This window comes from Pseudomonas sp. 1L-E-NC-VB-C3 (assembly GCF_057291535.1).
This window is the reverse complement of record NZ_JBXAWD010000014.1, coordinates 66,943-91,293: the sequence shown is the minus strand read 5'-3', so window position 1 is coordinate 91,293 and position 24,351 is coordinate 66,943. Positions and strand designations below refer to the sequence as shown.

General features: G+C 60.6%; 23 protein-coding genes and 1 tRNA gene. 8 read left to right on the top strand and 16 right to left on the bottom strand.

The features are described from left to right. The first annotated feature begins 11 nt into the window (after positions 1-11). Positions 12-1,622, top strand: coding sequence for an arylsulfatase (locus tag AC0Z5Z_RS21685; RefSeq protein WP_485611618.1), 1,611 nt, complete (start codon positions 12-14; stop codon positions 1,620-1,622). Positions 1,623-1,800: 178 nt separating this feature from the next. Here AC0Z5Z_RS21685 and AC0Z5Z_RS21680 read toward each other — a convergent pair whose 3' ends face one another. Next, complete coding sequence (locus tag AC0Z5Z_RS21680) at positions 1,801-2,871, bottom strand: fatty acid desaturase (RefSeq protein WP_485611617.1); 1,071 nt, start codon at positions 2,869-2,871, stop codon at positions 1,801-1,803. 100 nt (positions 2,872-2,971) lie between these two features. Between AC0Z5Z_RS21680 and AC0Z5Z_RS21675 the strand changes: the two genes are divergently transcribed. Then, a complete protein-coding gene (locus AC0Z5Z_RS21675; protein ID WP_252868593.1) occupies positions 2,972-3,976 on the top strand; it encodes an AraC family transcriptional regulator in 1,005 nt (334 codons plus the stop codon). Positions 3,977-3,979: 3 nt separating this feature from the next. Here the strand turns inward: AC0Z5Z_RS21675 and AC0Z5Z_RS21670 are convergent, their stop codons facing one another. The 4 genes from AC0Z5Z_RS21670 to AC0Z5Z_RS21655 all read right to left on the bottom strand — a co-directional run bounded on the left by AC0Z5Z_RS21670 (position 3,980) and on the right by AC0Z5Z_RS21655 (position 7,614). Beyond that, on the bottom strand, positions 3,980-5,203 hold the full coding sequence (locus tag AC0Z5Z_RS21670; protein WP_252879215.1) for a type II toxin-antitoxin system HipA family toxin: 1,224 nt from the start codon (positions 5,201-5,203) through the stop codon (positions 3,980-3,982). After that, positions 5,196-5,444, bottom strand: coding sequence for a helix-turn-helix domain-containing protein (locus tag AC0Z5Z_RS21665; protein WP_016772238.1), 249 nt, complete (start codon positions 5,442-5,444; stop codon positions 5,196-5,198). Before AC0Z5Z_RS21665 ends, AC0Z5Z_RS21670 begins: the two co-directional genes overlap by 8 nt. A 111-nt stretch (positions 5,445-5,555) precedes the next feature. Continuing rightward, positions 5,556-6,944: a heavy metal sensor histidine kinase gene (locus tag AC0Z5Z_RS21660; protein WP_485611616.1), complete on the bottom strand. Its 1,389-nt coding sequence runs from the start codon at positions 6,942-6,944 to the stop codon at positions 5,556-5,558. Next, entirely contained in the window at positions 6,934-7,614 is a 681-nt protein-coding gene (locus AC0Z5Z_RS21655; RefSeq protein ID WP_041477440.1) for a heavy metal response regulator transcription factor, read from the bottom strand. The genes AC0Z5Z_RS21660 and AC0Z5Z_RS21655 overlap by 11 nt, the downstream gene beginning before the upstream one ends. Positions 7,615-7,750: 136 nt before the next feature. Between AC0Z5Z_RS21655 and AC0Z5Z_RS21650 the strand changes: the two genes are divergently transcribed. Both AC0Z5Z_RS21650 and uraH read left to right on the top strand, forming a co-directional pair. After that, a complete protein-coding gene (locus tag AC0Z5Z_RS21650) occupies positions 7,751-8,236 on the top strand; it encodes a GlcG/HbpS family heme-binding protein (RefSeq protein ID WP_041477439.1) in 486 nt (161 codons plus the stop codon). 11 nt (positions 8,237-8,247) lie between these two features. Beyond that, positions 8,248-8,658 carry a hydroxyisourate hydrolase gene (gene uraH / locus AC0Z5Z_RS21645; RefSeq protein ID WP_042610175.1) on the top strand — a complete coding sequence of 137 codons (411 nt, stop codon included), beginning with the start codon at positions 8,248-8,250 and terminating at the stop codon, positions 8,656-8,658. Between the two features lie 160 nt (positions 8,659-8,818). Here uraH and AC0Z5Z_RS21640 read toward each other — a convergent pair whose 3' ends face one another. Continuing rightward, on the bottom strand, positions 8,819-9,496 hold the full coding sequence (locus AC0Z5Z_RS21640) for a Crp/Fnr family transcriptional regulator (RefSeq protein WP_258707432.1): 678 nt from the start codon (positions 9,494-9,496) through the stop codon (positions 8,819-8,821). An 84-nt stretch (positions 9,497-9,580) separates the two neighbouring features. Between AC0Z5Z_RS21640 and AC0Z5Z_RS21635 the strand changes: the two genes are divergently transcribed. Beyond that, positions 9,581-10,105, top strand: a complete 525-nt coding sequence (locus AC0Z5Z_RS21635) for an Mpo1 family 2-hydroxy fatty acid dioxygenase (RefSeq protein ID WP_236168253.1) — start codon at positions 9,581-9,583, stop codon at positions 10,103-10,105. An 82-nt stretch (positions 10,106-10,187) separates the two neighbouring features. On the opposite strand, the gene AC0Z5Z_RS21630 is transcribed toward AC0Z5Z_RS21635, so the two are convergent. The 6 genes from AC0Z5Z_RS21630 to dibA form a co-directional block, all read right to left on the bottom strand. Further along, a complete protein-coding gene (locus tag AC0Z5Z_RS21630) occupies positions 10,188-11,177 on the bottom strand; it encodes a sulfate/molybdate ABC transporter ATP-binding protein (RefSeq protein WP_056786991.1) in 990 nt (329 codons plus the stop codon). A 3-nt stretch (positions 11,178-11,180) separates the two neighbouring features. Further along, complete coding sequence (gene cysW, locus AC0Z5Z_RS21625) at positions 11,181-12,053, bottom strand: sulfate ABC transporter permease subunit CysW (RefSeq protein ID WP_041477435.1); 873 nt, start codon at positions 12,051-12,053, stop codon at positions 11,181-11,183. 12 nt (positions 12,054-12,065) lie between these two features. After that, complete coding sequence (cysT, locus tag AC0Z5Z_RS21620) at positions 12,066-12,884, bottom strand: sulfate ABC transporter permease subunit CysT (RefSeq protein ID WP_016772245.1); 819 nt, start codon at positions 12,882-12,884, stop codon at positions 12,066-12,068. A gap of 126 nt (positions 12,885-13,010) precedes the next feature. Further along, the gene (locus tag AC0Z5Z_RS21615; RefSeq protein ID WP_485611615.1) at positions 13,011-14,024 is read right to left on the bottom strand and encodes a sulfate ABC transporter substrate-binding protein; all 1,014 of its coding nucleotides are present in this window, start codon (positions 14,022-14,024) and stop codon (positions 13,011-13,013) included. Positions 14,025-14,163: 139 nt separating this feature from the next. After that, complete coding sequence (gene oscA, locus AC0Z5Z_RS21610) at positions 14,164-14,346, bottom strand: sulfur starvation response protein OscA (protein ID WP_007917682.1); 183 nt, start codon at positions 14,344-14,346, stop codon at positions 14,164-14,166. Positions 14,347-14,644: 298 nt separating this feature from the next. Next, positions 14,645-16,564 (bottom strand): phosphodiesterase DibA, encoded by a 1,920-nt coding sequence (gene dibA / locus AC0Z5Z_RS21605; RefSeq protein WP_485611614.1) that lies wholly within the window; start codon positions 16,562-16,564, stop codon positions 14,645-14,647. Between the two features lie 147 nt (positions 16,565-16,711). On the opposite strand from dibA, the gene desA reads away from it, so the two are divergent. Further along, positions 16,712-17,896, top strand: coding sequence for a delta-9 fatty acid desaturase DesA (desA, locus tag AC0Z5Z_RS21600; protein WP_016772248.1), 1,185 nt, complete (start codon positions 16,712-16,714; stop codon positions 17,894-17,896). A 195-nt stretch (positions 17,897-18,091) separates the two neighbouring features. Continuing rightward, positions 18,092-19,081 (top strand): GGDEF domain-containing protein, encoded by a 990-nt coding sequence (locus tag AC0Z5Z_RS21595; RefSeq protein WP_485611627.1) that lies wholly within the window; start codon positions 18,092-18,094, stop codon positions 19,079-19,081. A 136-nt stretch (positions 19,082-19,217) separates the two neighbouring features. On the opposite strand, the gene AC0Z5Z_RS21590 is transcribed toward AC0Z5Z_RS21595, so the two are convergent. From AC0Z5Z_RS21590 to gabD, 3 genes are all read right to left on the bottom strand, one after another. Next, a complete protein-coding gene (locus tag AC0Z5Z_RS21590) occupies positions 19,218-20,429 on the bottom strand; it encodes an HDOD domain-containing protein (RefSeq protein ID WP_485611613.1) in 1,212 nt (403 codons plus the stop codon). A 134-nt stretch (positions 20,430-20,563) separates the two neighbouring features. Then, positions 20,564-21,841 (bottom strand): 4-aminobutyrate--2-oxoglutarate transaminase, encoded by a 1,278-nt coding sequence (gene gabT, locus AC0Z5Z_RS21585; protein ID WP_016772251.1) that lies wholly within the window; start codon positions 21,839-21,841, stop codon positions 20,564-20,566. Positions 21,842-22,026: 185 nt separating this feature from the next. Beyond that, positions 22,027-23,469: an NADP-dependent succinate-semialdehyde dehydrogenase gene (gene gabD / locus AC0Z5Z_RS21580; protein WP_024011131.1), complete on the bottom strand. Its 1,443-nt coding sequence runs from the start codon at positions 23,467-23,469 to the stop codon at positions 22,027-22,029. 433 nt (positions 23,470-23,902) lie between these two features. Here gabD and AC0Z5Z_RS21575 point away from each other — a divergent pair. Beyond that, positions 23,903-23,979, top strand: a tRNA-Arg gene (locus tag AC0Z5Z_RS21575). A 77-nt stretch (positions 23,980-24,056) separates the two neighbouring features. On the opposite strand, the gene AC0Z5Z_RS21570 is transcribed toward AC0Z5Z_RS21575, so the two are convergent. After that, complete coding sequence (locus AC0Z5Z_RS21570; protein WP_016772252.1) at positions 24,057-24,326, bottom strand: hypothetical protein; 270 nt, start codon at positions 24,324-24,326, stop codon at positions 24,057-24,059. Between the last annotated feature and the right edge of the window lie 25 nt (positions 24,327-24,351).

The following is a 24,351-nucleotide window of genomic DNA, read 5'->3' as shown; positions in this document are numbered from 1 at the left end:
GGAGTTTCGCGATGCCGCAACGTCCCAACTTTCTAGTGATTCTGGCCGACGACCTAGGCTTTTCCGACATCGGTGCGTTCGGCGGCGAAATCGCTACGCCGAACCTCGATGCGCTGGCCGAGAACGGCCTGCGCCTGACCGATTTCCACACCGCACCGACCTGCTCGCCGACGCGCTCGATGCTGCTGACCGGCACCGATCACCACATCGCCGGCATCGGCACCATGGCCGAAGCGTTGACCCCGGAACTGATCGGCAAACCTGGCTACGAAGGCTACCTGAATGACCGCGTTGTCGCCCTGCCCGAGCTGCTGCGCGAGGCCGGCTATCAAACCTTGATGAGCGGCAAATGGCACTTGGGTCTGAAGGCTGAACTGGCGCCCCATGCGCGCGGTTTCGAGCGTTCGTTTTCACTGTTGCCGGGCGCTGCCAACCACTATGGTTTCGAGCCGACCTACGATGAGCAAACGCCGGGCCTGCTGAAATCCACCCCGGCGCTGTACATCGAGGACGATCAGTTTATTGACGAGTTGCCAAAGGATTTCTATTCCTCCGACGCCTTCGGCGACAAGCTGCTGCAGTACCTCAAGGAACGCGATCAGACCCGGCCGTTCTTCGCTTACCTGCCCTTCTCCGCGCCGCACTGGCCGCTGCAGGCACCGGCCGAGATCGTCGCGAAATACCGTGGCCGCTATGACGCCGGCCCACAAGTGCTGCGCCTCGAACGCCTGGAAAAACTCAAGGCACTGGGTCTGATCGAGGCAGACGTCGAACCGCACCCGCTGATTCAGCTCAGCGCGCAGTGGGACGCGATGAGCGATGAGCAAAAGCAGATTTCCGCACGAGCCATGGAGGTCTACGCGGCGATGGTCGAGCGCATGGACTGGAACATCGGCCGGGTCGTCGATTACCTGCGCCAGCAAGGCCAGCTCGACAACACCTTCATCCTGTTCATGTCCGACAACGGTGCCGAAGGCGCGCTGCTGGAAGCGTTCCCCAAATTCGGCCCGGAGCTGATGACCTACCTCAACCAGCATTACGACAACAGCCTCGACAACATCGGCCGGGCCAATTCCTACGTCTGGTACGGGCCGAACTGGGCGCAAGTGGCAACCGCGCCGTCACGCTTGTTCAAGGCTTTCACCACCGAGGGCGGGATCCGCGTGCCGGCGCTGCTGCACTATCCACAATTGCCGCTGAAAGGGCAGATCAGCCATGGTTTCGGCACGGTGATGGACATCACCCCGACCATTCTCGATCTGGCTGGCGTGCGGCATCCGGGCAAACAGTGGAAAGGCAAAGCCGTGGCGCCACTGCGCGGCAAGTCGTGGCTGGGCTTCCTGTCCGGCGAGACCGCGCAGGTGCATGACGAGCATACGGTCACCGGTTGGGAATTGTTCGGACGCCGGGCGATTCGCCAGGGCTCGTGGAAAGCGGTATGGATCCCCGGGCCGGTCGGGCCAGCGACCTGGCAGCTTTATGATCTGGCGAATGATCCAGGGGAGATTCATGATCTGGCGTTGAGTCAGCCGCAGAAACTCACTGACCTGATCGGGCATTGGCAGCGGTATGTAGAAGAGACCGGGGTGATCCTCAGTGCTTCGCCGTTTCAGCCGGATTGAACCAAGATCAAAAGCCCCCCTCACCCCAGCCCTCTCCCTGAGGGAGAGGGGGAAAGGGAGCAGATCTTCATGCTTTTCCAACCTGAGGTCGGCTCGAAATTTCAGGTCGATGTATCCAGCATAAACAGCTGGATCAGTCCCCTCTCCCCTGGGAGAGGGTTAGGGTGAGGGGCATCTGTCAGGCCTCCACCGCCTCCCCGGACACCACTTCCTCATCTCCGCGCACAAACCGGTTCGCCCGGCCAAACGTGCCGAAATCATTGAAGCGCACACCCATCTCGCGCATCACCTTGTGCGCCACCGGCACGGTCATCTGACGAATGTAAAACGGCTCCTTGACCACGAAATGATGAATCCCGTGACTGCTGCCGAAGTTGAAGCAGAACGCTTGCAACGGCCACAGCCACCACGGGTTCAGCACCTGGCATTGCTGCAGCACATTGCCCGGTTCGACGTCGCCGTAGTAATGCATGTTCGAGCTGATGAAGTGCAGGCAGAAAGTGCGCAGCACGTTGGGGCCGATGATCACCACGGCGGCGATATCGATCACCTGCATCACCGACAGCGTGGTGGCCGACCATTCGATGGGCGAGCCGAGCAAATGCGCAATGCCATTGGCCGCGTGAAAGCCGAGAAACACATACCACGCGCCCCAATGCAGCAGCGCCAGCGGTGCGTAGACCTTGAGCACGCGTTTGGCGATGCTCCACTTGTGTGCCCAGGTCCTGGCGCGGAGCAGGCGGATAAACGCCGACATGACGTTATCGCCAACCATCAGCAGACGGGCAAACCCCCACGGCTCGCCATTGGTGATTGCGCGCTCTTCCATGTCGGCTTCAGTGCCGGAAACCTTGTGATGGTTGAGGTGCAGATGACGACGGATCCACGGGTTGATCGTGCTCGGTCGCGCCAGCCAGACCAGGCCCATCATCAGGTTGTGCGGCACGCGCTGCTTGCGGAAGTACATGCTGTGGATCAGGTCGTGTTCCAGCTCATGGGTCAGCGAGGCGAAAAACCCGTTGAGCAGCAGGCACACCCACCAGGCCATATGGCCAGTGATGTACAGCGCCGCCGAGCCGATCATCCCGGCCAGCGCCAACGCCAGAATCCCCGCACCGAGGGCATCCTGACGCTGAAGAATCGGGTAGCGCTCACGCAATTGCGCACCCTTGGCCAACACCACTTGGCGAATATGTGCCGAGCGCTGCGCCGCATTCAGTCGTTCAGGGCTTGCAGAAGTACCGTCCATGCTTCCATCCTCGGGTCTAAGATGAATGCATCGTGCCTTGCCGGGGTTCGATCCGCGCTAGCCAAGAACGCCAACCTGTTGACCGGACGCGCCAATCCGCATGAAGGAACCGACCTCCCTCGCCAGCTGGACCCGCGCCTTGCGCAAACAACTCGACGCGCTCGGGCTGGACAGCCTTGCCTTGTGCCAACAGGCCGGGCTCGACCCAACGCTGATGGACGACCCCAATGCGCGCTATCCGCTATCCGGTACCACGCGCCTGTGGGCGCTCGCCGTTGAAGCCAGCGGCGACCCGGCGCTGGGCTTGCGCGTGTCGCGTTTCGTCAGCCCGACCACGTTCCACGCGCTTGGTTATGCGCTGGTGGCGAGCGGCAGCTTGCGCGAAGTGTTCGAACGCATCGTGCGTTATCATCCGGTGGTCAGCGATGCGCTGGAGCTGGAGCTGAGCCGTAGCAATGACCGTTATCAATTTCGCCTGAAAATTCCGCCCGGCAACCCGGCGCCGGCCTTCGAAGCCATCGACGCATTTACGGCGATCTACGTGCGCACCTGCCGCAATCGCCTCGGCCGTGACTACGCACCGCTGGCGGTGTACTTGCGCCGCCCCGAACCGAGCGATGCCCAGCAATGGCACAAAGTCTTCCGCGCGCCGGTGTATTTTTCCGCCGCCGAGGACCGCCTGGAATTCGCCCTCAGCGACTTCGACAGCCACCTCGACGACGCCAACCCGGAACTGGCCGAGCACAACGAAGCCGTACTCAAACGCACCCTCGCCCAGCTCAAACCGCTGACCTGGGAGCGCAAGGTGCGCGATGCCATTGAAGAACAACTGCCCGAAGGCGAACCGAGCGCCGAGCGCATCGCCCAGGCCTTGCACCTGAGCCTGCGCAGCCTGCAGCGGCATCTGGCGGATGAGGGCTGTCGCTTCGACACCCTGCTCAACGAAAGCCGCGAAAACCTCGCGCTGCTGCACCTGCGTGACCCGCAGTGTTCCTTGAGTGAAGTCAGCTATCTGCTGGGATTCGCCGACACGAGCAGCTTCAGCCGCGCGTTCAAGCGCTGGACCGGGATGACGCCGGGGCAGTTTCGGGATCAGTTGCGCTGAGTTTCAACTGTTGCGCAGGCTGCGCGCCAGACCGGCCGACCATTGTTCGATCATTGCAGCGCCCACCTCTGCGAAGGCAGGATGATTTGCGCTGTACTCCGCCATTTCGCCCAGCGCTTGCTGTACACCCTGCGCGACCATTTGCAATAACTGGTTGCAACGCGCTTCACTTAGATTGCAGGCCGTACGACCAAACCTGGTAAGCATTTTATGCTTGGGCCACGCCTTCGAACCGCCCAACAGCAGTGCCATGCTATCGCTCTTGATGTACACCGACGTGGTGATGATGTCGTACGCCGGAGCCAGCCTGACCAATGCGCGCTCGCCACAATCCTCATAGAGCACGCCAAAGTTTTTCAGGTGGGCATCGCCGTTTTTCAATGCTGCCGATAAAGCGACAATCTTGAAGAAAGCTTCCAGTGCGTGCTTGAGTAATGAGGGCGAAACAAACGCCTTGATCTGCCGTGCGACTCCTTCGTAAGAGCCATCGTATTTGGCCTTCGACGGCCAGCCGTTGAGCACGCAAAAGTCTTCGAAACCGAGGTATCCGGTGTCGCTCAAGTCAAAACGCTCGATGACGAGAAACTTGCCATGCTCGCTGAGTTCGAAATGCGGCACGTCGAGGCCACAAAGTTGCGCAGCGCGCAGGCAGAAATATTCGTTGGTTGCCAGCTCGGGATACTCTTCGGCACGGAAGGCTTTGACCAGATGAGTCGAGCCTCGGTGCGTCAGTCGGTCTATTGCAGCGGCACTGTCACGCACCAACACTTTGGGCTGCACGCCTGAAACTCCGGAATACTGCCCGTAAGTCTGCAAAAGATCCTCGAACAAACCTTGCGCACCGTCATGAACCAACAATTCAGCCAGCGAGGTTTCAGGTGGACGATCAGTTGTCGATGCGCTCGCGATCGAAAGACGCCCGAGTTGATGCGGGCCGACGATACTTAGTAAAGCGAAGTCATCGAAGCCGCGCACGGCTTTGCTGAAACGCCGGACCAACTCATCGCGCAACGCACCTTCAGGAAGATTCATCTCGAATATCGGATGAATGCCGCGTTCATAACCATAACTTTCCAGGCGTGTCGGCATGGTCAGCGAAACGGCATTTTCATCAATCGCATCGTCCCGATAGCTGAACACGCTGTCGACACCTGCGTGCCCGCGCCCCAATCTTCCAACCTCATGGCCGCCGACGCAGACCTGCAAGCGGTCCAATGCCTCAGTCATGGAAGTTCACCTTGCGCAGCGTGTCGAGTGTCGGCCGTCGAGAGGCGCGGGGGATTGCGGCCAATTCGTAGCCGAATCCGTTAAGAATCGCTTCGACTTTACGCAGACCGATTTCCGAGATTGTGTTGTTTTCAATCCCCGAGATTGTTGCGCGGCTCATGCCGTATTGCTGCGCCAAAGCTTGCTGGGACAGCTTTTCAGCCTTACGCAAGCTTCTGATCAACTCGCCAATTTTTTCCATCACCGCCCCAGATGCATTGTTTACAATGCAAATCCACTAAAAAAAATTAACTGCATCATAAGCAATGCAATTAATTGAGCTTAGCGTAGATGGTCAGCCATCGCTAACGTCTTAACACCGCCCCGCAAACCCTAACTCAAACAAAGTCCCCCCCACATCACTCCTCACCCGCACCTGCCCGCCATGCAACTGCATGATCGACTGCACGATCGCCAAACCCAGCCCACCCGAATCTCCCGGTTCCGCACGTGAAGGATCGACGCGGTAGAAACGGTCGAACAGTTTGCCCAGATGCTCAGGCGCGATGACCGGGCCGTGGTTGTGCACTTGCAGCCAGCACATACCCGGTTCATCGCGGCGTTGCAGGCTGATCAGGCTGCCGGGGTCGGCGTGGCGTACGGCATTGGCCAGCAGATTGCCGAGGGCGCGTTGCAGCAGTTGCTGGTCGGCGAGCAATTCGCCGTGCATGCGGTTTTGCAGTTGGAGGTCGCGGTCATCGGCCAGGGCTTCGAAGTAATCGCAGAGCTCGTCGCCGACGTTGCGCAAGTCCAGTGTGTGCAGATTGAGCGCACGTTCGGCCTGTTCGGCGCGGGCGAGGAACATCAGGTTCTCGGCCATGCGCTTGAGCCGTTCGAACTCTTCCATGTTCGAGGCCAGCACTTCCTGATATTCGGCCGTGCTGCGCGGATGGTTCAGGGCCTGGCCGTTGCTGGCGAGCAAGGTGTGCAGAGGGGTGCGGATTTCGTGGGCGAGGTCGGCGGAGAACTGCGACAGGCGCTGCACGCTGTCGTCCAGCCGCGCCAGCATGGTGTTGAGCGCGTGCACCGGCTCGCGCAGTTCGCTCGGCGTGCCCTCGGTAGGCAGGCGTCGATCGAGGCTGCGCAGATCGATACTGCGCACCGCTTCGCTCAACTGTTGCAAGGGCTGCAAGCCACGCCGCAGCAATAACAGGCCCAGAGCAAACGCGAGCACCGCGCCGAGGCCGACGGACAGGTACAGACGCAGGCGATAACTGCCGAGCATCTGCTCACGCTCGCTGAGCACTTTGCCGGCGATCACCGTGAGGGTTTCACCGTTGGGGCCTTGGGCCTGGCCGGACAGCAAGGCCAATTCGGCGCCGTCGCTGGCCTGCCAGGTGAGCACGTCACGGCGCTGCGGCATTTGCTCTCGCGCTAATGCATTGAGCGCGGGCAGTTCACGCTGACGCGGGTTGATCGCGATCACGCTGGAGCCGTCGGCCCGGCGCACCAGCAGCAGACTGTCGAGATTACCGAGCATGTTCTGATACAACCGTGGCCGTGCCTGCAAGGCGTCGAGGCTGTCGCTGTCGGCGAGCAAGGCGCGCACTTGCTCGAGGCGACCGAGCAAGGCCATGTCGTCACGAAAGGCCAATTCCGAGGCCAGCGAGCGGTAGAGGAACACGCCGATTGCGCTCAGCACCAGCGCGCAGACCATGGCGAAGGCCAGCGCCAATCGCCAGGCGATCGACTTACTCCACATCGTCCGGCGCTTCCAGTTGATAACCGACGCCGCGCACGGTGTGGATAAGTTTCGGCATGTACGGATCATCAACCTTGGCGCGCAGACGCCGGACGGCGACTTCGACCATGTTGGTGTCGCTGTCGAAATTCAGGTTCCACACTTGCGAGGCGATCAGCGTGCGCGAAAGCACTTCGCCCTGGCGGCTGGCGAGCAGCTGCAAGAGGGCGAATTCCTTGTTGGTCAGGGCAATGCGCTGGCCGCCGCGACTGACCCGTCGGCGCAATACGTCGATTTCCAGGTCGGCGATGCTGTACGACTCGGCTTCGCGCATCGGCCCGCGTCGCAGCAGCGTGCGTACGCGCGCGAGCAGCTCGGCGAAGGCGAAGGGTTTGAGCAGGTAGTCATCCGCGCCCAGTTCCAGCCCACGCACGCGGTCTTCGATAGCGTCCTTGGCGGTGAGAAACAGCACCGGTGTGGCGCCGCGCTGGCGAATCAGCTGGAGCAATTGCCAGCCGTTGAGGCCGGGCAGCATCACGTCGAGGATGATCAGGTCGTATTCCTGCTGCTCGATAAAATAGCGGCCGTCGAGGCCATTGAGCGCCACGTCCACGGCGAAACCCGACTCGCCCAGGCCCTTGGCGAGGAAATTGGCGGTTTTGGCTTCATCTTCTACGACCAGCAAACGCATGGCACACCTCAATTGATCAGGTACACAGGCTAGGCGTGTTCGGCGCCGTTGCCCATTACAAACTTGTAATCCGCCTGACGGAGTTCTGACGAAGTGCGCCGGTTAAGGTGCAGACCTTCCCAACCGGAGCCTGCACATGACCGTCAAATACCTTGTCGCCAGCCTGATCCTCGGCCTCAGCGGCGCAGCAAGTGCCACGCCAGAACTGCCGCGCCACGCCGATCTCGACCTGAAAACCGCACGCTGGCTGGCGGACAAGGCGATGAGCAGTTGCACCGGCACGGTGTCGGTGCTCGACCGTGGCGGCAACCTGCTGGTGACTCTGCGTGGTGACGGCGTTGGCCCGCACAACACCGCCGCCAGCCAACGCAAGGCTTACACCGCGCTGTCGACCAAGACGCCGACGCGGCTGTTCGCCGAGCGCGCCCGCAGCAACCCGGAAACCGCCAACCTCAACACCCTCGATGAATTGCTTTTGCTCGGCGGCGGCATTCCGTTGTTCGCCGGCAGCGAACTGGTCGGCGCCATGGGCGTGGCCGGTTCCGGCGGCGGTGAGCAAGACGAAAACTGCGCCCGCGCCGCCGCCGACAAAGCCGGCCTGACCATCACCCGTTCCCACTAAGGAGATCCACCATGACCACCCTGCGCATGACTCTCGCCGCCCTCGGCCTGAGTGCTGTTTCCAGCCTGGCGCTGGCCGCCGGCAATCCGCTGAGCGTGCACGTGCTCAACCTGGAAAACGGCCTGCCGTCACCGGGCATCAACGTCACCCTGGAAAAACACGTCGGCGAAAACTGGCAGCCACTGGCCCAGGGCACCACCAACGAGCAAGGGCGGATCGCCGAGCTGTTCCCGGCCAAACAGCCATTCGAAGCCGGTGAATACCGCGTGGTGTTCAAGACCGGCGAGTACTACCAGAAGATCAAGCACGAGACGTTCTTCCCGGAAATTCCGGTGATCTTCCAGGTCAAGCAGACCGATCAGCACTACCACATACCGCTGCTGCTGAGCCCGTACGGTTTCTCGACCTATCGCGGTTCGTAAAATAAACACAGATCCTTTGTTGGAACTGGTTTCTGTGGCGAGGGGATTTATCCCCGTTGGACTGCGCAGCGGTCCCATTTTTCAGGGCCGCTTCGCGCCCCAGCGGGGATAAATCCCCTCGCCACAGGTGCCAGTTCCGACATTGGATCGGTTTCAGTTTTCAGATCGTGGCCAAGGCACGCAATCTCACCGCATCGAGAATTTCGATTTCGCCGTATGCGAGCCCGATAATCCCCTGCCCCTGCAGATCCTTGAGGATCTGATTGGTGGTCTGCCGCGACAGCGACAGCATCGCCGCCAGCTGCTCCTGCGGCAGTTGCAGCGTCCGGCGTGGTGCGTCGAGTTCGCCGTAGCCTTCGGCAATCATCAGCAGCCGATGGGCGAGACGCGCCGGGGCTGGCAGCAGGCTCAGCTGTTCGAGATTGATGAAGGCCAGGCGCAATTTGTGGCTCATCAACAGCGCCAGATGCCGCCAGTACTGCGGCTGTTCGTCGAGCAATTTGAGCAACGCCGCTTGCGGAACATTCAGCAAGGTGCACGACCCGACTGCATAGGCATCGTGAGTGCGAGGCTGGCCATCGAACAGGCAGATTTCGCCGAACCAGTGCGGCGCCTCCACCAGACTCAACAACGCCTCCTTGCCCTGCTCGCTCACCGCGCCGATGCGCACGGCGCCATCGAGCACTGCATACAGACCGCACGGCGCATCGCCACGCTGGAACAATCGTTGTCCCGCCGTCAGCCGCCGCTCCCGAGCCAGCGCCAGCAGGCTATCCTGAAAAGATGCAGGCAAATGACTGAACCACTGGCCGCTGAGTAACTGTGCACGAATTTGCATAACCACTCCTGGAGTGTCGCCTGCCCGACAGAGCGAACGCGGATCCCGAGGGATGATGCATTCAACCCCACTGGAGGAACAACAATGAAAAGCCTCGTCGACCATCTCAGTCAATACGCCGCCTACCACCGCGACCCGCGCAACATTGCCAGCCACTTTATCGGCATTCCGCTGATCGTGGTGGCGGTGGCTGTCCTGCTGTCACGGCCGCAGTGGGAGCTGGGCGGGCTGTGGATATCTCCAGCCGTTGTGGTGGCGCTGGCCTCGGCGTGGTTTTACCTGCGTCTGGAGTTGAAGCTTGGCGTGTTGATGACAGTACTGATGGGGCTGTCGGTGTGGGCCGGGCATGCACTGGCGCAGCAGAGCACCATGGTCTGGCTGAGCAGCGGCCTGGCGATGTTCGTGATCGGCTGGGTGATCCAGTTTGTCGGGCATCACTATGAAGGGCGCAAACCGGCGTTTGTCGATGACATCAGCGGGCTGATTGTCGGGCCGTTGTTCGTTGTGGCTGAGTTGGCGTTTCTGCTGGGGATACGGCAGGAATTGAAACAAGAGATCGAGTTGCGGGCGGGGATGGTGCGGGTCAATCCGAATCGCGCTGCTGTCTAGATCGTATTCGCGAGCAGGCTCGCTCCCACATTTGGAATGAGTTTTCCCTGTGGGAGCGAGCCTGCTCGCGAAGCTTTTGCCTTTAAATATTGGCGACTTTCTGCCAGACCTTCGGCTTGAAGAACAGGGTTTCACCCTTGGCCAACCCGATCAGGCTGTCGTGGTCTTTCACCACTTCCGCTTCGATCAGATCCGTCTGCCCTTCCACCTTCAGTGTCACCCGCGTCGTCGCACCCAATGGGCGGATATCGCGCACTTCAGCGGCATGGTGATCTTCCAGCTCATGCTTGGACAACGACACTTCGTGCGGGCGGAACAGCACGTGGTTGTCGTCGCTCAACAGCAAGCGGTTCGAATCGCCGAGGAAGTGATAGACGAAATCGCTGGCCGGGTTTTCGTAGACGTCGCCCGGTGAGCCGATCTGCTCGATCACACCCTTGTTCATCACCACGATGCGGTCGGCGACTTCCATCGCTTCTTCCTGGTCGTGGGTCACGAACACCGAAGTCAGGTTGATGTCTTCGTGCAGCCGCGCCAGCCAGCGCCGCAGTTCCTTGCGCACCTTGGCGTCGAGGGCGCCGAACGGTTCGTCGAGCAGCAGCACTTTAGGTTCCACCGCCAGGGCACGGGCCAACGCGATGCGCTGACGCTGGCCACCGGACAACTGCTCCGGGTAGCGATCCGACAACCAGTCCAGTTGCACCATGTTCAGCAGTTCGTGAACCTTGGTGGCGATCTGGCTTTCGCTCGGGCGCTGGTTTTTCGGTTTCATCCGCAGGCCGAACGCGACGTTGTCGAACACTGTCATGTGGCGGAACAAGGCGTAATGCTGGAACACGAAACCGACGTTGCGATCACGCACGTCGTGGCCGGAAACGTCCTCGCCGTGAAAAACGATGTTGCCCTGATCCGGGGTTTCCAGACCGGCAATAATCCGCAGCAAGGTGGTTTTGCCGCAGCCCGACGGGCCAAGCAGCGCGACCAGTTCACCGCTGTGGATATCCAGGCTGATGTTGTCCAGCGCCTTGAACGCGTTGAAATTCTTGCTGACGTTACGCACTTCGATCGACATGAATTATTCCTCCGCGGCGCTGGCGCGCAGGCGGTTGATACGGTTTTCGCTCCACTGCTTGAGCAGCAGGATGAAGAGCGCCAGGATCAGCAACAGGCTCGCCACGGCGAACGCGGCCACGTGGTTGTATTCGTTGTAGAGGATCTCGACGTGCAGCGGCAAGGTGTTGGTCACCCCGCGAATGTGCCCGGAAACCACCGACACCGCACCGAACTCGCCCATGGCCCGCGCGGTACACAGCACCACGCCATAAATCAGGCCCCACTTGATGTTCGGCACGGTGACGTGCCAGAACATCTGCCAGCCATTGGCACCGAGCAGGCGCGCGGCTTCCTCCTCTTGGGTGCCTTGTTCCTGCATCAGCGGAATCAGTTCACGGGCCACGAACGGCACGGTGACGAAAATCGTCGCCAGCACAATGCCCGGCAGGGCGAAGACGATCTGGATGTCGTGATCCTGCAGCCACGGCCCGAAAAGGCCCTGCGCACCGAACATCAGCACGTAGACCAGACCGGCGATCACCGGCGACACCGAGAACGGCAGGTCGATCAGCGTCACCAGCATGCTCTTGCCACGGAACGAGTATTTGCTCACGCACCACGCCGCGCTGACGCCGAACACCAGGTTCAGCGGCACCGAAATCAGCACCGCGAACACGGTGAGTTTCAATGCCGAAAGCGCGTCCGGTTCAAAAATCGCGGTGAAGAACGCGCCGAGACCGTTTTTCAGACCTTGCGATACGACGATGAACAACGGCAGCAGCAGAAACAGGAAAAAGATCAGCCAGCCAAGACCGATCAGGACTCTGCGCGAAGTGGCGCTGCCACGGCGCGCTGCGTTGGCCGAAGAGGCGGCCGCAATGGACGATTGGGACATGTTCGCGCCTCCTTATGGGGTTTCGATGCGCCGCTGCAGCAAGTTGATCAGCAGCAACAGGATGAAGGAAACCACCAGCATCAATACGCCGATGGCGGTAGCGCCGGTGTAATCGTATTGGTCGAGTTTGACCATGATCAGCAGCGGCAGGATCTCGGTTTTCATCGGCATGTTGCCGGCAATGAAAATCACCGAACCGTACTCGCCGACGCCACGCGCGAACGCCAGCGCAAAACCGGTCAGCCAGGCGGGCAGCAGTGCCGGAACCAGAATGTGGCGAAATACCTGCCATGGCTTCGCACCCAGGCACGCCGCCGCTTCTTCGACTTCACGGGGAATATCGGCCAGCACCGGTTGCACCGTGCGCACCACGAACGGCAGCGTGACGAAGGTCAGTGCGAGGGTGATGCCCAGTGGGGTGTAGGCGATCTTGAAACCGAGGTCAGCGGCGAACTGCCCGACCAGCCCGGCCGGCGCGTACAGCGCGGTCAGCGCGATACCGGCCACAGCGGTCGGCAGGGCGAACGGCAGATCGATCATCGCATCGATCACCTTGCGTCCGGGGAAGGTGTAGCGCACCAGCACCCAGGCCAGCAGCGTGCCGATGATGCCGTTGATGATCGCCGCACACAGCGCGGTACCGAAGCTCAGCTTCAACGCCGCCAGCACCCGCGGTGCGGAGATGATCGTCCAGAACTGATCCCAGGTCAGCTGGGCGGCGTGGACGAACATCGCCGCCAGCGGGATAAGCACAATCAGGCTGAGGTACACCAAGGTGTAACCCAGCGTCAGCCCGAAGCCGGGTATGACGGGGGAGATACGACGCGACATAAAAGTCCCTGGTTGAAAACGCATCAATGTGGGAGTGAGCCCTGTGGTGAGGGGATTTATCCCCTCACCACAAAAGCTCGCTCCCACATGTCATGTGCCCAGACATCAGGCCGGTTGAAGGCGAGATTACTGCGCCTGATAAATCTGGTCGAACACGCCGCCGTCGTTGAAGAATTTCGGCTGCGCGGATTTCCAGCCGCCGAAGTCCTTGTCGATGGTCACCAGTTCCAGTTTCGGGAACTGCTGGGCGTACTTGGCCGCTACATCCTTGTCACGTGGACGATAGAAGTTTTTCGCGGCGATTTCCTGACCGGCCGGGCTGTACAGATGCTTGAGGTAGGCCTCGGCGATCTGCGCGTTGCCCTTCTTCTCGGCATTCTTGTCGACCACGGCCACTGGCGGTTCGGCGAGGATCGACAGCGACGGCACGACGATGTCGAACTTGTCTGCGCCGCCGTCTTCTTTCAGCGCCAGGAACGCTTCGTTTTCCCAGGCCAGCAACACATCGCCCTGACCGTTGTTGACGAAGGTAATGGTCGAACCACGGGCGCCGGTGTCAAGGATCGGCACGTGCTTGAACAGGGTCTGTACGTATTCCTTCGCCTTGGCTTCGTCACCACCGTTGGCTTTCAGGCCATAGGCCCACGCGGCGAGGAAGTTCCAGCGCGCACCGCCCGAGGTTTTCGGGTTTGGTGTGATCACCGAGACATCGTTCTTGACCAGATCGCCCCAGTCCTTGATGCCTTTCGGGTTGCCCTTGCGCACCAGGAACACGATGGTCGAGGTGTACGGCGTGCTCGCTTGCGGCAGACGCTTCTGCCAGTCGGCCGGCAGGCTCTTGCCGAGCTTGGCGATTTCGTCGATGTCACCGGCCAGGGCCAGGGTCACCACGTCAGCACGCAGGCCATCGATCACCGCACGGCCCTGCTTGCCCGAGCCACCGTGGGACTGCTGGATTTTCACCGTGTCGCCGGCATGATCCTGCTGCCAGAACTTGATGAATTCGGCGTTGTATTCCTGATACAGCTCCCGCGTCGGGTCATACGACACGTTGAGCAGCTCGTAATCCTTGGCAACGGCGGAACCGGCAAACACGGCGCTGGCCAGCGCGGCCAAAGCATAACGGCGAATCGACGACATGGTGAAAGCTCCTGGAATTCCTGGTGGTGGCTTTTTCTTGTGTATTGCTGGAATCGGGTCCCGTTGAAAGATCGCCGCCTTCGCCAGCTCCTGCACACAGCCCCCTGTAGGAGCCGCCGAAGGTTGCGATCTTTTGATCTCAGCCCGGTTGCTTACCGGGTTGCTGCAAACGGAATTTCTCTTTGCGTTCGATCTGTACGACTTGCGCGTTGTGCACAGTGATCTCCACTGCGCCGAACCGCAGATCGCGCAGGGCGCTCTGGATTTCCCGCAAGATGGTGCTTTCGTCCTGACCGTCAACGCTGCGAAGGGATGCGCTCATGGTGCTGCTCCTTTGAAGGGGATTTGCCTGGCAGTGGGCGGCACTGCGTTCGGCGTGGGAGCAATATAAGAGAGGCATGGATATTCTTAAAAAGACTATTTAAGAATGTTTATATAACCAGAAAATAATAGTAGAGAGGGCAAGGGGTTTGCGCTGATTTGAACTCGTCAAGAGAACTTGTGGCGAGGGGATTTATCCCCGTTGGACTGCGTAGCAGTCCCATTTCTTGGGGCCGCTACGCGACCCAACGGGGATAAATCCCCTCACCACAAGGTCGGTGATAGCCAGATAGGCCTATTCAGCCAATCAATGGCGTTTTCGCCCAATCAAGCCGATCCGCAGACACCGGCCGCCCAAACCAGTAGCCCTGCCCCAGATCGCATTCCTGCGCCAACAGAAATGCCGCCTGCTCAACCTGCTCGATCCCCTCGGCATGCACCTGCATACCCATGCTCCGCGCCAGCGCGATGATCACCCGGACAATCGCCACGTCATCCTCATCCCACGGCAACCCGGCGACGAAGCCCTGATCGATCTTGAGTTTCTGCACCGGCAGGCGCTTGAGCCGCAGCAACGACGAATAGCCGGTGCCGAAATCATCAATGGCCAGACGCACACCCAGCTCGCGCAAGCGATGCATCTGTTCCAGCGCCACTTCGGGATCGTCCATCACCGCGCTTTCGGTAACTTCCAGCTCCAGATACGCCGGATCCAGCCCCGTGTCGTGCAGCACCTGCGCCACCTGCTGATAAAGCTCACGCCGGGCAAACAGCCGCGAGGAGACATTCACCGCGACGAACGCCAGCACCACACCGCTCTGCTGCCATTGGCACATCTGCCGGCAGGCCTGCTGCATCACCCAGGCATCGATCTCGGCGATCAGCCCGGTACGCTCGGCAATCGGAATGAATTCTGCCGGCGACACCAGCCCGCGCTGCGGATGCTGCCAGCGCACCAGTGCCTCGACGCCAACCAGACGGCTGCTTTGCAAGTCATGCACCGGTTGGTAGTAGACACGCAGTTCCTCCTGCTCCAGTGCGCGGCGCAGCTCGAAGGCGATTTCGACCCGTTGCTGGGCATGGGCGGTCAGCTCTTCGGTGTACAGCGCGTAGCCATTGCGTCCGCTGCTTTTGGCCTTGAACAGCGCACTGTCGGCATTGCGTAACAACTGCTCGGCGCTGAGGGCATCGCTGGGAAACAGGCTGATACCGATGCTTGCGTTGATGAACAGTTGATTGCCATCTACCAGCACCGGCTCCTTCAAGGCGTCCAGAGTCCGTTGCGCCAGCGCGGCGGCCTGGGCCGGCTGTGGACAACTTTCCGCGAGCACCGCGAACTCGTCACCGCCGAGCCTTGCGAGGGTGATGCCGGGGCCGAACAATGCCTGCAACCGCGTCGCCACCGCTTTGAGCAATCGGTCGCCGACGTTATGGCCGAGGCTGTCGTTGATCATCTTGAAATGATCCAGATCGAGCATCAGCAGCGCGCAGCCACGCTTATGTGTCTGCGCGGAAGACAACGCCTGCTCGGCGCGGTCGCTGAACAGCAGGCGATTGGGCAGATCGGTCAACGGATCGTGATGCGCCAAGTGTTTGAGCTCGGACTCGGAATCCTTGATCGCACTGATGTCGGAGAACACCGCCACGTAATGGCTGAGCCGGCCGAAATCATCGTGAATCACCCGGATGGTTTGCCACTGTGGATAAATCTCGCCGGTCTTGCGCCGGTTCCAGATCTCGCCGCTCCATTCACCTTCAGCCTCGAGGGTAGCGAACATCGCCTGATAGAAGCCCGGCGGATGATGACCGGACTTGAACAGACTGGGCTGCTGGCCGATGACCTCGTCGCGCCGATAACCGGTGATCTCGATAAAGGCGCGATTGACGTGGACGATCAGGCCCCGGTGGTCGGTAACCAGCACCCCTTCGCGAGTGCAGTCGAACACGGCGGCCGCCTGACGCAGACGCTCACGGTCGGTGTGGCGCTCGCGCAAATGCGCGCCGATGCCGAGAAACCCGCACTGCCGCGCCCGTGCGAGGAAAATCAGCGCGGCGCTGATCGTCGCCAGCAGATAACCGTTGATCAGTTGCCAATGGGTCAGCTCACGGGAGTCATCGAAGAATCTGCTTAATAAATGATCAGAAACTTGCAGCCACAGGGCGGCCAGTACGAGGTAGAGCAGCGCTGCACGCAAGGCATCGCGGTAAGTCGCAGACATTCGGTCGTCCATGTCCCTACAAAAAGGTTGGAATTATAGGTCAAGAAACATTCAGCGACTTCTTATCTGAAAGGGCGACTGGTTTTATCTGTGTGCTTAGTGATAATGCAACGGCTGTTTTTATCTTTATCGAGGGCCCTATAGCCTATGTGGTACGAAGGTTTTCTTGGCTTGTCGGCCTGGTCACTGGTCGCGGTCACCCTGCTGATGACCCATGTGACGATTGTCGCCGTCACGGTCTATCTGCACCGTTACTCGGCCCACCGCTCGCTCGAGCTGAATGCGGGTCTGAAGCACTTTTTCCGTTTCTGGCTGTGGCTGACCACGGCGCAGAACACCCGCGAGTGGACTGCCATCCACCGCAAACACCACGCCAAATGCGAGACCGAGGATGACCCGCACAGCCCGGTCATCAAGGGTCTGTCCACCGTACTGCGCACCGGCGCCGAGCTGTACCGCAGCGAAGCGCAGAACCCGGAAACCCTGCGCATCTACGGCAAGAACTGCCCGGAAGACTGGATCGAACGCAACGTCTACAGCCGCTATCCGCTGCTGGGCGTGGCGATCATGGGCGTGATCGACCTGCTGCTGTTCGGCACCATCGGCATCACCATCTGGGCGATCCAGATGATGTGGATTCCGGTGTGGGCCGCTGGGGTGATCAACGGTCTGGGCCATGCTGTCGGCTACCGCAACTTCGAATGCCGTGACGCGGCGACCAATCTGGTGCCGTGGGGCATCCTGATCGGCGGTGAAGAGCTGCACAACAACCATCACACCTACCCCAACTCGGCCAAGCTGTCGGTGAAGAAGTGGGAATTCGACCTCGGCTGGGCGTGGATCAAGGTATTCTGCTTCCTGCGCCTGGCCAAGGTGCAGCGGGTCGCACCGATTGCCCACCGCGTCGAAGGCAAAGGCAGCCTGGACATGGACACCGCCATGGCGATCCTCAACAACCGCTTCCAGATCATGGCCCAGTACCGCAAATTGGTGATCGGCCCGCTGGTCAAGCAAGAGCTGGCCAAGGTTGATCATTCGGTGCGCCACCAGTTCCACCGGGCCAAACGCCTGCTGTCGCGGGAAACCAGCCTGCTGGAAGACCGTCATCACCTGCGCATCCAGACCATGCTCGAACACAGCCATGCTTTGAAAGTGATCTACGAGAAGCGCCTGGCTTTGCAGCAGATCTGGGTCAAGACCAGTTCCAATGGCCACGACATGCTGGCCGCCATCAAGGAATGGATTCACGAGGCCGAGGCCAGTGGCATCCAGTCGTTGCGGGATTTTGCTGATCAGCTGAAAACCTACTCGCTGCGTCCTGCGACTGCCTGACCGGCAACGAGGCTGTGATCTCAAAGATCGCAGCCTCATTGCACTCGTCAGCTCCACCCCCCCACCGCCCGGCAGGACTCGGTAATGGCCGGGAACTTCGCCGAAAATCACCTATCTCAATGACACTTCGCCATTCCGGCGGGTTGTCCTGTGGCCGTTGTCGACATTGCGGCGCGCCCTTTGAGATTTGTGCCGATGGTCAACAACAACCAGAAAGACACAACCTACACCCAATGGCCTGAGGCCGCGCAAACGCTGATGGCGCTGATGCATGCGCAGGGCGAAGTCGCGCGCCTGAGCGAGCGCGAACAATTGATCAGTTCGCTGCTGGTCAGCGTCAACGCCGTGCTCTGGGCCTTCAACTGGGAAACCCGACAGGTGTTGTACGTCAGTCCGGCCTATGAACGGATCTTCGGCCGTTCCGCCGCGCTGTTGTTGGCGGATTACAACCAGTGGCGCGACAGCATTTATCCCGATGATCTGGAGTACGCCGAGCAGAGCCTCGCCGAAGCCCTGCACCGAGGTGCGGTGGAAGATCGCGAGTACCGCATCATCGCGGCCGATGGCCAGATGCGCTGGCTCAGCGACAAATGCTTTATCAATCGCCAGGACGAGCCCGGGCAGCCGGTGATCATCGTCGGCATCGCCGAAGACATCACTGACAAGAAAAACATGGAAACCGAGCTGCAACGCTTGGCCACCACCGATGTGCTGACGCAAAGCAGCAACCGCCGCCACTTCTTCGAATGTGCCCACCGCGAGTTCGCCGAGGCCCGCCGCCAAGGCACACCGCTAGCCTTCCTGCTGCTGGACATCGACGATTTCAAAGTGATCAACGACAGCTACGGCCACCCCGAGGGCGACAACGTGCTGCAACGGATCGCCGAGTGTGGACGCGGCTCATTGCGCCGTGGCGATCTGTTCGGGCGGATTGGTGGTGAGGAGTTCGCTGCGGTGTTTCCCGGCTGTGCGCCGGAGATGGCCGTGCAAGTGGCAGAGCGACTGCAGCAGGAGATCCAGCGACTGCGCTTCAACCACAACGGGCAAGCATTCAGCATCACCGTGAGCCAGGGCCTGACCAACCTCACCGACGATGACAAGAGCCTGGACAGCCTGTTCGCCCGCGCGGATGCCGCGATGTACGAGGCGAAACGGCAGGGTAAGAACCGGATTATTGCGGCCTGATCCGTATTTTGTGGCTGCCGCAATTCCTGTGGGAGCGGGCTTGCCCGCGATGAGGCCCGCACTTTCAACAAAAATGTTGCCTGCGCTGGCGCCTTCGCGGTCAAGCCGGCTCCCACAGTGATTGTCGTGTTCTGATTTACTTGCGCATCCGCAGCAACTCCGGCAGCCCGATCTTGAGCAACCGCGCCGTCCGGCTCTTCGCCAGTTCCTCTAAGCCTTCATGCTCGGTCAGCCGCGCCATCTGCGCCGCCATGTGCATCACCAGCGCCTCGCGACTGTAAACGCCACCACCGAGCTGGTAGGCCGAAGCAATCAACTCGCGCAACTCCAGCGGCAGACGCCAGCGAGTGCGCAATGCCGAGCCGTAAGAAGCGCCAAACTTCGCCAACGCTTCACCGACCTCCTGCAACTCGTCCAGCTCGCCGCCGGCTTGTTGCCACTCCTGCAAGCAGCGCAGCAGCGCCAGATCGCCGAGCCGATGCAGCATGCCCGCGCAATAGCAGCGCTCCTGATCCAGATCGAGCAGGCGCGCCAGCGTACGGGCGTATTCCGCAGTGTGCAGGGATAGTCCCCAATAGCGCTCGGCGTAATCCGCCAGGCATGGATCGCTGAGCCGCGCGCTGCGTTTGAGCGCCAGCCCGAGAATCAGGTTCATGCTCTGCCCGGTGCCGAGTCGGTGCAGCGCCTGGGCCAGGGTTTGCACCGGCGCGCCGTAGTGTTGCGCGGCACTGTTGGCGGCTGCGATCAGCACGGCGGTAATCTGCGGATCGGTGCGCACCTCGTCCTCCAGCAACTTGAGGTCCAGCCCCTCGGGATTGAGGCTGCGCTTGACCGCCACTTGCACGTCGGTCATCAGCGGCGCGCCATCAGCCTGCTCGCGACGCCGCTCAAGGAACACCGAGAGCGTCATGCCCGGCGCCAGTGCCGGCACTTCGCAAACCACCGCTTCGCCAGCGTTGAGCAGCAACCCCTGCAAGCGCTCGGTCAGGTCTTCCATATTCAACGGCTTGGTCAGGTACGCCGTCGGCGCCAGCGGAATCGCTTCGCGCACACTGGCGCTGTCGTTGCGGCTGCTCGTCAGAATGAACGGCAGCGGCGGATTGCGTTTGCGCTGGCGGACGCTGCGCAGCACATGCAATCCGTCGATGCCAGGCAGCTCCCAATCGACGATGGCCAAGTCATAGGGCACCTCGCTGAGCAACGACATTGCCTGCTGGCCATCGGCACACAAATCCAGGCGCGCATCGCAGCGCACATTGAGCAGCACTTGTTTAAGCAGGTCGCGGGACCAGGGATCAGCCTCGGCAATCAGCACCCGGGGTACGGCGGGTAAATCAACGGCAGTCATGCGCGCTCTCCTTGCAATGCCTGAACCTTAGCCAATGCTGGCGATTCGATACAGCGCAAACCCGTCCGATGTGTTTCAAGGGACGAAAAAAACCCGCCGAAGCGGGTTTTTGTAGAGCGGGTCACATCAGCGGATCAGAGTTCAGAGAAGCACTCTTCGATGATCGCCAGGCCTTTGTCCAGTTGCTCGTCTGGCGACGTCAGCGGAACCAGCACACGCAGCACGTTACCGTAAGTGCCGCAGGACAGCAGGATCAGGCCCTTGTCACGCGCCTTGGCCACCACGGCAGCCACGGCAGTCGGGTTCGGCTTGTGGCTGTCGCCGTTTTCGAACAGCTCGACCGCGATCATTGCGCCCAGCGCACGCACTTCACCGATGACCGGGTACTTGGCCTGAATCGCCTTCAAACCGGTGACCAGACGCTCGCCGACAGCCTTGCAGCGGTCCAGCAGTTGCTCTTCTTCAAACACTTCCATGACTGCCAGCGCAGCGGCGCAAGCGATCGGGCTACCGGCGTAGGTGCCGCCCAGACCGCCCGGAGCGATGGCGTCCATGTACTCAGCCTTGCCGCACACGCCGGCCAGCGGGAAGCCGCCAGCGATAGACTTGGCGAAAGTGGTCAGATCGGCGGCAACGCCCATCTGTTCCATGGCGAAGAACGTACCGGTACGGCCAGCGCCGGTCTGCACTTCGTCAGCGATCAGCAGAATGCCGTGCTGGTCGCACAGCGCGCGCAGACGCTTCATGAATTCCTTCGGCGCAACGTAGAAACCACCTTCACCCTGCACTGGCTCGATGATGATCGCGGCGATGTCTTTCGGCTCGGCGTCGTTCTTGAAGATGCGTTCGATGGAAGCGATCGAATCGTCGATGCTCACGCCGTGCAGTTCGTTCGGGTACAGCGCGCGGAAGATGCCGCCTGGCATCAGGCCCATGCCCGCCGAGTACGGCACGACTTTACCGGTCAGACCCAAAGTCATCATGGTACGACCGTGGTAAGCGCCGGTGAACGCGATCACGCCGGCACGGCCAGTAGCGGCACGGGCGATCTTCACGGCGTTTTCAACGGCTTCGGAACCGGTGGTGACCAGGAGGGTTTTCTTGGCGAAGTCACCAGGAACCTTGGCGTTGATTTTTTCGCACAGCTCAACGTAGGGCTCGTAAGCCAGCACCTGGAAGCAGGTGTGGGTCAGCTTGTTCAGCTGTTCAGTCACGGCGGCGATGATTTTCGGGTGCACGTGGCCGGTGTTCAGTACAGCGATACCGCCGGCGAAGTCGATGAACTCACGACCTTCAACGTCGGTCACGGTGGCGTTCTTTGCCGACTCGGCGAAGATCGGGTGAATCTGGCCAACACCACGAGGTACGGCATTGGTGCGGCGGGCCATCAGTTCAGCGTTAGTCTTGCTCATTACAGTCCTCATTCGCCGCTCATCGGGCGGCGTGGTTCAAGGATGAAGCGGGAGAAATCGGCGGTAGCAGCATGCGATGATCGACTGCCACGGCGTTCCTGGCCGCAGAGAAAATTCCTGTTTGAAACGACGCAAAGGGACAGCGCTCTCGTGCCCCTTGCGTTTGCAGCGATCCCTTTCCCGGCTTAGATGCCCAGGCAGAGGTATTTGATTTCCAGGTAATCTTCGATGCCGTACTTGGAGCCTTCACGGCCCAGGCCCGAAGCCTTGATGCCGCCAAACGGCGCGACTTCGTTGGAGATCAGCCCGGTGTTGACGCCGACCATGCCGTATTCCAGCGCTTCGGCGACACGGAACACACGGCCCAGGTCACGTGCGTAGAAGTACGAGGCCAGACCGAATTCGGTGTCGTTGGACATGGCGATCACTTCGGCTTCGTCTTTGAAGCGGAACAGCGGCGCCAGCGGACCGAAGGTTTCTTCCTTGGCCACGGCCGCGTTTTTGGGCACGTTGGTCAGGATCGTCGGCTCGAAGAAGTTGCCTTCCATCGCCTTGCCGCCCGCCAGTACGGTGGCGCCTTTGCTTACGGCGTCAGCGATGTGTTCCTGAACCTTGGCCACGGCTTTTTCGTCGATCAGCGGGCCGGTGGTGGTGCCGTCTTCCAGACCGTTGCCGATCTTCAGTTTGGCCACAGCCACTTTCAGCTTCTCGGCGAACGCATCGTAGACCGCGTCCTGAATGTACAGACGGTTGGCGCAGACGCAGGTCTGGCCGTTGTTGCGGTACTTGGAAATGATCGCGCCTTCGACGGCCTTATCCAGATCGGCGTCGTCGAACACGATGAACGGCGCGTTGCCGCCCAGTTCCAGCGAGACTTTCTTGATGTCCTTGGCGCATTCGGCCATCAACTGGCGACCGATTTCGGTCGAGCCGGTGAAGGACAGTTTGCGCACGATCGGGTTGCTGGTCAGCTCGCTGCCGATGTCGCCAGCGCTGCCGGAGACCACGCTGAACACGCCCGCAGGAATGCCCGCGCGCTGAGCCAGTTCGGCTAGGGCGAAAGCGGAAAATGGAGTTTGCGATGCGGGCTTGAGCACCATGGTGCAACCGGCGGCCAGCGCCGGGCCGGCCTTGCGAGTGATCATCGCCGCCGGGAAGTTCCACGGAGTGATCGCAGCGGTGACGCCGATCGGCTGCTTGATCACGATCAGGCGCTTGTCCGGCTGGTGGCCTGGAATCACGTCACCGTAGATGCGTTTGGCTTCCTCGGCGAACCACTCGATGAACGATGCGGCGTAAACGATTTCGCCCTTGGCTTCGGCCAGCGGCTTGCCTTGCTCGAGGGTCATCAGGCGCGCGAGGTCGTCCTGGTTCTCGATCATCAGTTCGAACCAGCGACGCAGCTTGCCGGCACGCTCTTTGGCGGTCAGTGCACGCCAGGCCGGCAGCGCCTTGTCGGCGGCCTCGATGGCACGGCGGGTTTCAGCGGCGCCCATCTTCGGCACGGTGCCGAGGATTTCGCCGGTGGCCGGGTTGTTGACCTTGATCGTCTGACCGTTGTCGGCATCGACCCAAGCGCCATCGATGAAGGCTTGCTGGCGGAACAACTGGGTGTCTTTAAGCTGCATGTCGGCTTTCCTTAACAGCACCGCGGCCTGCGCGGAGCAAATTATGATTGTAGAAGGGCGCCTCGCAAGGCTGCCGTCAGGGAAATCAGTGAGCGGATTGTGGCGCATCTGCAGTGCACGACCGGGCGCACCTGCGCTGCAACATCCCGTCAACGAGCGTTTGAAATCTCAAACGGATCGTAGGTTCAAAGGGGGTAAAGGACAATAGGTCGTTCGAAAAAAAGAACAAAAATGCCGCTTTTCAGATCAACGCAACCAAAACCCTTGCCGCAGGAAAAACCTTAGATCAACCCCCGCAAAGCGCCAAGCGAGGGTTTTGCAGGACGTTACCGCTTTAAGGAATGCAGCGATTTTGCGCCGACACGCACACTGACAAAACCCGCCAAACCCGGCATGGACGCCCCGAGCCGACCTAGGTATGATGTCGCCCGCTGCACCAGTAGCTCAGCTGGATAGAGTACTGCCCTCCGAAGGCAGGGGTCGTGGGTTCGAATCCCGCCTGGTGCACCATGAATCAAACGAGAAAGCCCCGGACTGTGATGGTCCGGGGCTTTTTTGTGGGCGATGGCAAGATCGCTGGAACGCCGTCACTCCGTCGTCCAGTCAAACTCGTCATATTCATCGTCGTCATCCCCCTCCTCCTCAGCCTCGTCAAATACCTCGTCTTCTTCAACGAGGTCTTCTTCCGGCTGATTCAGCAGAAATTCCTTACGTGTCTCGGTTACTGCACGCCGCATTTGTTCGCCCTTTTCCGGGCAGTTGAGTAGCTGGGCGATGCGGTCGATTTTTGCTGCCACGGTGTCCTCCAGCGCATTGGCAATGGCTCGATAGTGCGCGTTTTCGCGGGGCAATGCCAAATGGCTGGGGATTCAGGGCAATCAG

Excerpts from the sequence above, each read along its gene's own strand:
- AC0Z5Z_RS21660 (WP_485611616.1), bottom strand. The coding sequence starts at position 6,944 with ATGTGGAGTAAGTCGATCGCCTGGCGATTGGCGCTGGCCTTCGCCATG.
- AC0Z5Z_RS21675 (WP_252868593.1), top strand. The coding sequence starts at position 2,972 with ATGAAGGAACCGACCTCCCTCGCCAGCTGGACCCGCGCCTTGCGCAAA.
- uraH (WP_042610175.1), top strand. The coding sequence starts at position 8,248 with ATGACCACCCTGCGCATGACTCTCGCCGCCCTCGGCCTGAGTGCTGTT.
- gabT (WP_016772251.1), bottom strand. The coding sequence starts at position 21,841 with ATGAGCAAGACTAACGCTGAACTGATGGCCCGCCGCACCAATGCCGTA.
- AC0Z5Z_RS21685 (WP_485611618.1), top strand. The coding sequence starts at position 12 with ATGCCGCAACGTCCCAACTTTCTAGTGATTCTGGCCGACGACCTAGGC.
- desA (WP_016772248.1), top strand. The coding sequence starts at position 16,712 with ATGTGGTACGAAGGTTTTCTTGGCTTGTCGGCCTGGTCACTGGTCGCG.
- AC0Z5Z_RS21670 (WP_252879215.1), bottom strand. The coding sequence starts at position 5,203 with ATGACTGAGGCATTGGACCGCTTGCAGGTCTGCGTCGGCGGCCATGAG.
- AC0Z5Z_RS21665 (WP_016772238.1), bottom strand. The coding sequence starts at position 5,444 with ATGGAAAAAATTGGCGAGTTGATCAGAAGCTTGCGTAAGGCTGAAAAG.
- AC0Z5Z_RS21615 (WP_485611615.1), bottom strand. The coding sequence starts at position 14,024 with ATGTCGTCGATTCGCCGTTATGCTTTGGCCGCGCTGGCCAGCGCCGTG.
- AC0Z5Z_RS21635 (WP_236168253.1), top strand. The coding sequence starts at position 9,581 with ATGAAAAGCCTCGTCGACCATCTCAGTCAATACGCCGCCTACCACCGC.
- AC0Z5Z_RS21640 (WP_258707432.1), bottom strand. The coding sequence starts at position 9,496 with ATGCAAATTCGTGCACAGTTACTCAGCGGCCAGTGGTTCAGTCATTTG.
- cysT (WP_016772245.1), bottom strand. The coding sequence starts at position 12,884 with ATGTCGCGTCGTATCTCCCCCGTCATACCCGGCTTCGGGCTGACGCTG.
- AC0Z5Z_RS21680 (WP_485611617.1), bottom strand. The coding sequence starts at position 2,871 with ATGGACGGTACTTCTGCAAGCCCTGAACGACTGAATGCGGCGCAGCGC.
- oscA (WP_007917682.1), bottom strand. The coding sequence starts at position 14,346 with ATGAGCGCATCCCTTCGCAGCGTTGACGGTCAGGACGAAAGCACCATC.
- AC0Z5Z_RS21595 (WP_485611627.1), top strand. The coding sequence starts at position 18,092 with ATGGTCAACAACAACCAGAAAGACACAACCTACACCCAATGGCCTGAG.
- AC0Z5Z_RS21630 (WP_056786991.1), bottom strand. The coding sequence starts at position 11,177 with ATGTCGATCGAAGTGCGTAACGTCAGCAAGAATTTCAACGCGTTCAAG.
- AC0Z5Z_RS21590 (WP_485611613.1), bottom strand. The coding sequence starts at position 20,429 with ATGACTGCCGTTGATTTACCCGCCGTACCCCGGGTGCTGATTGCCGAG.
- AC0Z5Z_RS21650 (WP_041477439.1), top strand. The coding sequence starts at position 7,751 with ATGACCGTCAAATACCTTGTCGCCAGCCTGATCCTCGGCCTCAGCGGC.
- dibA (WP_485611614.1), bottom strand. The coding sequence starts at position 16,564 with ATGTCTGCGACTTACCGCGATGCCTTGCGTGCAGCGCTGCTCTACCTC.
- gabD (WP_024011131.1), bottom strand. The coding sequence starts at position 23,469 with ATGCAGCTTAAAGACACCCAGTTGTTCCGCCAGCAAGCCTTCATCGAT.
- AC0Z5Z_RS21655 (WP_041477440.1), bottom strand. The coding sequence starts at position 7,614 with ATGCGTTTGCTGGTCGTAGAAGATGAAGCCAAAACCGCCAATTTCCTC.
- cysW (WP_041477435.1), bottom strand. The coding sequence starts at position 12,053 with ATGTCCCAATCGTCCATTGCGGCCGCCTCTTCGGCCAACGCAGCGCGC.